The sequence below is a fragment of the Victivallis sp. genome (genome assembly GCF_048170485.1).
Classification (GTDB): domain Bacteria; phylum Verrucomicrobiota; class Lentisphaeria; order Victivallales; family Victivallaceae; genus Victivallis.
Genome location: NZ_DBEXAY010000177.1, coordinates 1 through 8,065, shown reverse-complemented (window position 1 = coordinate 8,065; position 8,065 = coordinate 1). Strand labels below are relative to the sequence as shown.

Annotated in this window: 6 protein-coding genes; 3 read left to right on the top strand and 3 right to left on the bottom strand. The window is 59.6% G+C overall.

Features of this window, described 5'->3' with window-relative positions:
- The 3 genes from ACMLHG_RS09250 to ACMLHG_RS09240 form a co-directional block, all read left to right on the top strand.
- Nucleotides 1-198, top strand: a 198-nt coding sequence (locus ACMLHG_RS09250; RefSeq protein WP_417170307.1) for a hypothetical protein, incomplete at its 5' end; no start/stop codon positions are given.
- Between the two features lie 510 nt (nt 199-708).
- A complete protein-coding gene (locus ACMLHG_RS09245; RefSeq protein ID WP_417170306.1) occupies nt 709-1,443 on the top strand; it encodes a prepilin-type N-terminal cleavage/methylation domain-containing protein in 735 nt (244 codons plus the stop codon).
- 4 nt (nt 1,444-1,447) lie between these two features.
- A complete protein-coding gene (locus ACMLHG_RS09240) occupies nt 1,448-4,687 on the top strand; it encodes a hypothetical protein (RefSeq protein WP_417170305.1) in 3,240 nt (1,079 codons plus the stop codon).
- A gap of 50 nt (nt 4,688-4,737) precedes the next feature.
- On the opposite strand, the gene ACMLHG_RS09235 is transcribed toward ACMLHG_RS09240, so the two are convergent.
- Genes ACMLHG_RS09235 through ACMLHG_RS09225 form a run of 3 tightly spaced genes read right to left on the bottom strand, consistent with a single transcriptional unit; the run spans nt 4,738 to nt 8,056 of the window.
- Nucleotides 4,738-5,685 carry an N-acetylmuramoyl-L-alanine amidase family protein gene (locus tag ACMLHG_RS09235; protein ID WP_417170304.1) on the bottom strand — a complete coding sequence of 316 codons (948 nt, stop codon included), beginning with the start codon at nt 5,683-5,685 and terminating at the stop codon, nt 4,738-4,740.
- A 12-nt stretch (nt 5,686-5,697) separates the two neighbouring features.
- Complete coding sequence (locus tag ACMLHG_RS09230) at nt 5,698-7,068, bottom strand: UDP-glucose 6-dehydrogenase (protein ID WP_417170303.1); 1,371 nt, start codon at nt 7,066-7,068, stop codon at nt 5,698-5,700.
- A gap of 25 nt (nt 7,069-7,093) precedes the next feature.
- Nucleotides 7,094-8,056 carry a UDP-glucuronic acid decarboxylase family protein gene (locus ACMLHG_RS09225; protein WP_294434438.1) on the bottom strand — a complete coding sequence of 321 codons (963 nt, stop codon included), beginning with the start codon at nt 8,054-8,056 and terminating at the stop codon, nt 7,094-7,096.
- Nucleotides 8,057-8,065 lie beyond the last annotated feature (9 nt).

Here is an 8,065-nt window from a genome sequence, read left to right as displayed (position 1 = left end):
AAAACCGCCGCGTCTTATCTGTTGCAAAGCAGATTGCCGGGGGTAAGGCGCGTGGATCTGTACGGGAATCCCTATGATGACCAGCCGGAATTGAAGCGGGTGCTGTATTTTTTCCATGGTCGCTATGCTCCGGAGCAGTTGTTGAGTTCATTGGATTTTGTGTCGCAGAACGAAGTCAATCCGGCCGGCCGGAAATAGCATTTCATTTTACGGGAGCAGCGTTCCTGCACATCCAGGCGTCACTGACGCGATCGCTTCGGTGATTCCCGGTTACCGGAACTCCGAAGCGATTGTCTGCTCCGGCACGGGGGTGAAATGGAATCTGCTTCAATCAGAACCACCCGATATCCTTCAAGTGGCGGTATCAGGAAATATGCATAATTTCGTGCCTGCAGTCTGACTGCCGGTCATGCGTGCTCACCGTCCTGCCTGTCACTGTTTTGTTGCGGTCGCCTTTTTCCCGGTTACATCTCATCAACGAGATCTGGATCGAGTTGGTCGCCTCCTGCTGAGATTGCTCACCGGGGCGACCGTTTGCTATGTTATTGCCTCAGACTCGAGGGTGGCAGCGATTCCTGATAGTGCAAGTATCGATTTGTCCTGCTAATAATCGTTTTCTCCTCTATGAATTCCGCTTTCTTTGTGGTATAATATAGTATAAATCCTAAAAAGATCAATGGAAAATGCGCAGAATCCAAGAGGTCAAACGTGAAACAGCAACGGGTTCCATCAAAGGACGCGAGTCGTAGAACTCCCGTACCATTTTGTCAGGCCGGAAATCTCTTATTTACTCTTATTGAACTGCTTATCGTAATTGCGATCATCGCAATCCTCGCGGCGATGATGCTCCCTGCGTTGAGCAAAGCCCGGGAACGAGCGCGCACGACGCAATGCGCCTCCAACCTGCGATCCATCGGACAGTTGCTGATTCTGTATGCCGATGACAACAAAGGATTCCTGCCCGCCATCAACGGCTCCGGCGGCTCCGACAACTACAGTTTTGCCTCGCTGATCCGGATTACCATTTTAAAGCAGCACTACAATTTCCGGAACGATACGAGGGATATTCTCTTCTGCCCGAGTCTGGAGATGCCTGCCGCGGAACGGTATCTCACCAACTATGGAACAACCCACATCTGGTATGGTGCCGCTGGCGACTTCGGGTCATGGAGCAAGAACGGCACAATCGGCAACCGGCTGGGGAGGATGCTGAAAAACGGCGTTCTCGTTGTGCCGATGCAGGGGCAGCTTGCCTCTTCCGGATTGTATTCGACGATTCCCGGCACCATGGGGATTGACGATTTCAACTACACCTCCGGAACCGTTGTCCGGTATCCCCCTTACATTCACAATCATACGGAAAATCTTCTCATGACGGATTTCCGCGTCGTCAATGTGCGCATCGGTGCGCAGGTCAATAATTTCTTCGTTCTGGAACAATAAGGGCATGATGAGAATTTTTTGTTTGATGCTTTGTCTCGCCGGAGTAGTTCTTCATGGCGAATCGACGATTCTGAACTCCGTTTTCAGTCAGGGGCTTTCCCGGTTTGAGCGGGATTTTCGCGAGCAGGGCGGCGGACGTTTCCGCGGCGTCCTGCCCCGGGGCTGGAAGGAGAACTATGCCGTGGCACGAGATACCAGGATGGACGTTGAAAGCCGCCGCATGGAAGATGCCGATGGCGCCTGGCTGCGGTTTCAGGTGGAAAAGAAGGGATTTTCTCCTACCGCGGCCCGGTTCATGTGCAATCTCCCGCCGCTGAAACGGAAGCGCTGTTACCGGATTTTTGCGGTGGCCAGAAGTTCGGTTCCCGGTGGGATGCGCTTTTATTTTCGGGAGCAGGGCTCCCCGTACCGCGCATTCGGCATGGTGAAACTGCGCGGTTCCGGTGACTGGGAAGAGGTCGTCTCCGAGGTGAGAAGTTTTGACCCCAGGCTCAATTTGAACCGCTCGGCGCTTTTTTTCGAACTGACCAAGAGCGGCGTATTCGATTTGCGCTCGATCGCCGTGATGGAACTGCCGGACGACTATGGGAAGCGGATTCTCAAGGAGACCGTTTTTACGGAAGAGCTCCAGCCGTTCAAGGTCGATCGCCGTCCGGAGAAACTCGGCTTGTTCGACGGCGTTCTGCCCGGCGGATGGCAAGAGGATTTTACCCACTGGTGCCCCGGAACTGCAATTCGTACACAGCCGCAGAATGAACAGAATCGCTTCTACCTGCGATTTTCGGTGGAGAAGGCGGTGCCCGATGCCAACTTCCCCGGGTTTCGCACCGTTCTGCCGCCGTTGACCCGGGGAACCACCTATGAATTGAGCGCACTGGCTGCCAACCGCATGTCGGAAGAGGCGCGTCTCTCCATCCGCCGCATGGATCGGCCGTACCGGGTGGTCGCCGCCTTGCGGATTCCCCGGGGCGAGTGGAAGACGCACCGCACGAAATTCACCTTCCACGGTGATGTGGATGGGCGGCTGGGGCTGTTTCTGAACTTCGAGGGCACCGGTACGTTCGATCTCTCCGCCCTGAAACTTGCGGAAACCTCTCCCGGCGACGACCGGCTCAAGCGGCCGTCATCGAATTCGCTCAACATTCTTGCCAACAGCTGTTTCCCGCTTGGAATCGGCAGCGGGTGGAACCTCGATCAATGGCGGGCGAACGGCACCATCATCGCCGATCCCGCCCAGCCGGGCCCCTCCGGAGGGCCGTCGCTCAAACTTTCCTACGGCAAGCTGGATCATTACAAAGGGCGGGCTCTGGCAATCTATTCGGCTCCCTTCATCACCGCATCTCCGGGACGGGGGAACACCTGTTCCTTCTCCTACCGGGGGGAGGGGAAATATTCTGCTCAGCTCCGTTCGCAGAGCGGCCGGATTCTGGCGAATGCCGCCCTGCCGCCGACGAAGGGTGCCTGGAGACGGGCGGCGCTCTCTTTCACCAGTTCGCCGGATGATGACAGCATTGCACTTCATCTGATTTCCGAGCAGGGGGATCTCTGGTTTGACGCGCTCCGTGTCGTGGAGGGCTCCGCGCAGGAGTATCGGATGCAGATGGCCAATGAGGTTGCACTGGCGGTTGCTCCGGGAGCGGCATCGTCGGCCCGGATTCAATTTTCAGAGGAAAAGGCGTTGCTCGATTACTGGATTTCCGGCGAGGCAGCGCCTGCGGAACTGCACCTGACGTTGTTTGATCTCTACGGCGGTCGCCTGCCGCAGAAGAGCGTCCGATTTGACGGCAGGAACCGGCAGGGCCGGGTGGAACTGCAACTGCCGCCGAAACGCTCTCTGGGGCAGTTCCGGATCGAAGCGGTTCTGATGCGGGCGGGGAAACCGGTATCGCCGGTGTCGGAGCTGATTCTCACCCGGATTGACCGCCCCCGATACTTCGACAAAGAAGCGCCGGCGGATTCTCCCTTCGGCATTCACGTCAACCCCTACGATCTCGGATTGACCGCGGTCAAGGCGGCCGGCTGCACCTGGGTCAGAACGCATGACGCCGGGATGCCCTACATCGGCTGGGCCTATCTGGAAAAGGAACCGGGCAAGTGGAGTTTTTACGACGCGGAACTCATGATGTACCGCAAATATGGATTCCGGATTCTGGGGGAATTCGGGACCTGTCCTCCCTGGGCGAGCAACTACTCCCGGAACAAAGTGAACGATCCGGAGCGCAAACTGCATTACGCGCCGTACGACCGGAAGGCCTTTGCCAACTACGTGCGGACTGTGGCATCCCGCTATAAAGGGGTGATCGATGAGTGGACTTTCTGGAACGAACCCTCTCTTGCCGCCGGCTGGCGCGTCAACCGCATCGTCCATCCGGATGGGAGCAGCTCCTTCGACAAGGGGAAGGACCCGGCCGGAGAATACGCGGAATTCTCCCGGATTGCGTTCCGGAACCTCCGGGCGGTCAATCCGGCGGGCAAATTAATTGCCCACTATGTGGACGACCTTGACAACTGGAGCGAAAAGGTCTATCGCACCGGGGCATATGAGTTCTGTGACGGGGTGGAGTTCCACACGTATCTGAACCGGAAAACCGGGTTCCCCGGCGACGGTGTGTGGGAAGAGCTCCAGCGGAAACTCGCCCCGCTGCCACGGCCGCTCAAGCCGGTCTATCTCTCCGAAGGTCAGGGGGCGTCCCGCGGGAACGATGTGGGGGATCTCTCCCGTCGCTATGCCGGATTGTATCGTCACACCCTGCCGTGGAAAAACGACGAGGAGTATCTGGAAAGCGCCGATAAAACCGTCCGTTTCACGATCGCCCTGCTGGCTTGTGGCGTGGACAAGGTGTTTCTGTACTCTGCGCATTGCTTCATCGCGCTGGTTCATCGGCCGAACTACATGGCGCTGGTCGGGGCGGACGGGTATCCGCATCCGATGCTGGCCGCATATTCGGCGATGACCTGCCGGTTGGAGGGATTGCGGTTTGTCACGTCGATTCAGCCACTGCCGGGAGCCGCCATCCATATTTTCAGTGACGGGCAGCGTTCTGTCGCCGCCGTGACCGGGGATACCCGGCCGGTGCGGCTCAACTGTCGCCTGGCCGGTGCGGTCTGGGCGGATCTTTTTGGAAACCCCGTGGCCAATCCCGCCGACTATCGCGGCACCACTCTCTACTTGTCTGCGCCGGTTGCCGCACAGACGCTCGCGGATTCGCTTACGGCTGTCCGCCCCGCCGCACAGGCGAAATAGGCAGGAATACCGGGCCGGTACGTCGTGCCGTCCCGGCCTGGCCGGAGGGGTCAGCGGAAGGTGTTTCTGCGCACCCAGGCGTCGTAGGCGGCAACCCCCTCGGCAATCGCTCTGGCCACCCTCTGCTGCCGGGCCGCCGACGCGATAGCCAGCTCCTCCGACGGAGTTGAAATGAAACCCGCTTCAATCAGCACCGCCGGGCATTCCGCCAGCGTCAGCACCCGGAACCTGGCATATTTTGTGCCGCGGTCCGGTCCGCCGGTCGCCTGTATCAGCCGGGTTTGAATCCGTTCGGCCAGATTGATCGAGGCCGCGTCAAACCGGTTTGCGGCCAGCGCCTTGCCCGGATTCCCGCCGGACGTGCTCGCCGCTCCGCCCGGTGTGAGGGCGTAGGTTTCAATGCCGGTCGCCTTCGGATTGGAGGGCGAGGCGTTGTGGTGGATCGAAAGAAACAGGTCCGCTCCCAGCTCTCCGGTGAGTTTTCCGCGCCGGTCCAGCGACAGCGTGCGGTCATCGGCACGGGTCATCCGCACCAGGTAGCCGCGTCTCTCAAGTTCGCGTTTCACGGCCAGAGCCAGAGAGAGATTAATCGCCTTCTCCTGATACTTCTTCCCGACTGCGCCCAGTTCGGAGCCGCCGTGGCCGGGATCGAGCAGAATCCATTTCACCGGGCGGGCGTTGTCCGTCCGGCGGCGGAGCAGCGGCTCCACCGTCCGTTGCAGGGTGAGCGGTGTCAGGGAATAGACCCCGTCTTCATCCCGGAGCGCAGGTTCCGGCAGATAGATGACCGTTCCATTGAAGAGCGCCCGGTTGCTTCCCGGCGTGATCGTCAAGGTACTGCCGTTTTCTGCGGTGAGAACACACTGTTCCCCGCGGAGGGCTGCCCGGAAGCCGAGCGCCCGCAGTTCGGAAGAGATCGTGCCGCGGAACAGCGAACACCCCGCCGCCGCGGCCAGCAGCAGTGCGGCGAACAGAGGAGGGCAGAACCGGCTCTTCATATGGAATCCTCCTTAAAAATGGGTCATCGGCTTGCGGCCGAGCGGATAGACGTTGAACCCGATCTCATACAGCGCCGCATGGTCGAGCAGATTGCGGCCGTCGAAGAGAAATGCGGGCTTTTCCATCCGGTCGAAAATCCGCCGGAAATCCAGATCCCGGAAACACTTCCACTCGGTCATCACCGCGATGGCGTGCGCCCCCTCGACCGCATCGTACGGGTCGGGGCAGTAGGTGATGTCCCCTTCGGCGTCCTCCAGGTCGAGCCGGGCGTTGCCGAGTGCTTTGGGGTCGTGAATGCGGATTCTGGCGTGCTCTTCAAGCAACTGGCGGCAGACTGAAATGGCGGGGGATTCCCGGGTGTCTCCGGTGTCCGCCTTGAAGGCGAAGCCGAGAATCGCGATTTTTTTGTCCGCGACGGTGTTGAACATGGCGGCGAGCATGTTCCCGACGAAGCGGCGCGCCTGGTAGTCGTTCATTTTGACCACCTGTTCCCAGTACTCCGCCACCTCCGGCAGACCATAGTAGCCGCAGAGGTAGACCAGATTGAGGATGTCCTTCTTGAAGCAGGAGCCGCCGAAGCCGATCCCGGCCTTCAGAAACTTCGGCCCGATCCGGCTGTCGCGCCCCGCCGCGCCGGTCACCTCGTCGATGTTCGCTTCGGTTTTTTCGCAGAGGGCGGAGATGCTGTTCACCGAGGAAACCCGCTGTGCGAGCAGTGCATTGGAAACCAGCTTGGTAAGCTCACTGCTCCACAGCCCGGTGGTGATGATCCGCTCATGCGGAACCCAGTTCGCATAGATGGAGACGATTTCGTCAATCGCCCGCCGCCCGTCCGGAGTGTCCATGCCGCCGATCAGCACCCGGTCGGGATTCTCCAGATCACGGATGGCGGTTCCCTCCGCGAGAAACTCCGGATTGGAGATGATCTGGAAATGCAGCCCCTTGGTGTTGGAGTGCAGAATCCGGCTCATCGCCTGCGCAGTGCGCACCGGAAGGGTGCTTTTCTCCACGACGATTTTGTCGGAATCGGCGTATTCGATGATGTCACGGGCGGTCTTCTCCAGATACTGGAGGTCCGCGGCTTTCCCGGCGCCGGCGCCGAAGGTCTTGGTCGGGGTGTTGACGCTGACGAAGATGACGTCCGCCTCCCGGATTCCCTTCGGAATGTCATCCGAATAGAAGAGGTTGCGGCCGCGACAGCGTTTCACCACCTCCTCGAGGCCGGGTTCGTAGATGGGCAGTTCGTCGGAGTTCCAGGCAGCGATGCGGTTGCGGTTGATGTCGACCACGGTCACCCGGTATTGCGGGCAGCGGTCGGCGATGACCGCCATGGTCGGACTGCCGACATAGCCGGCGCCGATGCAGAGAATATTTCGAATCATGAGCTTTGTCCTGTTATTAAAACCTTTACTTGCAGAAATCCGGATCTTCGCGCAGCAGCTGATCGAAGTAGGCGATCGTGCGCTGGAGCCCCTCCCGCAGCGGTGTGACCGCCTGCCAGTTGAGCAGTTCCCGGGCCTTGGTCGTATCCGGACGGCGCTGTTTCGGGTCGTCCGCCGGGAGCGGGCGCCGGATGATCTTCGACCGGGAACCGGTCAGCTCAATCACCAGTTCTGCGAGTTCCAGAATGGTGAATTCGCCCGGATTGCCGAGATTGATCGGGCCGGTCACCTCGTCCGACGTCGCCATCATGCGGATCAGTCCTTCGACGAGATCGTCGCGGTAGCAGAAGCTCCGGGTCTGGCTGCCGTCGCCGTAGATGGTGATGTCCTGATTTTTCAGCGCCTGCAGGATGAAGTTGCTGACCACGCGGCCGTCGTTCGGATGCATCCGGGGGCCGTAGGTGTTGAAGATGCGGACGATTTTGACCGGCAGATTGCATTGAATCCGATAGGCGTGAAAAAGCGTTTCCGCGCACCGTTTCCCCTCGTCGTAGCAGGAGCGGAGGCCGACCGGGTTGACGTTGCCCCAGTACTCTTCCACCTGCGGGTGGACCGTGGGGTCGCCGTAGACTTCGCTGGTGGAGGCCTGAAGGATTTTTGCCCCGAGCCGTTTGGCGAGCCCGAGCAGATTGATCGCGCCGTGCACGCAGGTTTTCACCGTCTGAACCGGGTCGCGCTGATAGTGGATCGGCGACGCGGGGCAGGCGAGGTTGTAGATTTCATCGACCTCCAGATAGAGAGGGAACGTGATGTCGTGCCGGATCAGTTCGAAGCGGGGGTTTTTCAGCAGGTGGTAGATGTTGCGCTTGTCGCCGGTGTAGAAGTTGTCCACACAGAGGACCTCGTTGCCGGCCTCCAGGAGCCGTTCGCAGAGATGAGAGCCGAGGAAGCCGCTGCCCCCGGTGACCAGGATCGATTTGTTTTTCATGGCGCAGAA

What these genes read in the sequence shown, in the direction of transcription:
- ACMLHG_RS09240 (WP_417170305.1), top strand. Translation starts at nt 1,448, where the DNA reads ATGATGAGAATTTTTTGTTTGATGCTTTGTCTCGCCGGAGTAGTTCTT.
- ACMLHG_RS09235 (WP_417170304.1), bottom strand. Translation starts at nt 5,685, where the DNA reads ATGAAGAGCCGGTTCTGCCCTCCTCTGTTCGCCGCACTGCTGCTGGCC.
- ACMLHG_RS09230 (WP_417170303.1), bottom strand. Translation starts at nt 7,068, where the DNA reads ATGATTCGAAATATTCTCTGCATCGGCGCCGGCTATGTCGGCAGTCCG.
- ACMLHG_RS09225 (WP_294434438.1), bottom strand. Translation starts at nt 8,056, where the DNA reads ATGAAAAACAAATCGATCCTGGTCACCGGGGGCAGCGGCTTCCTCGGC.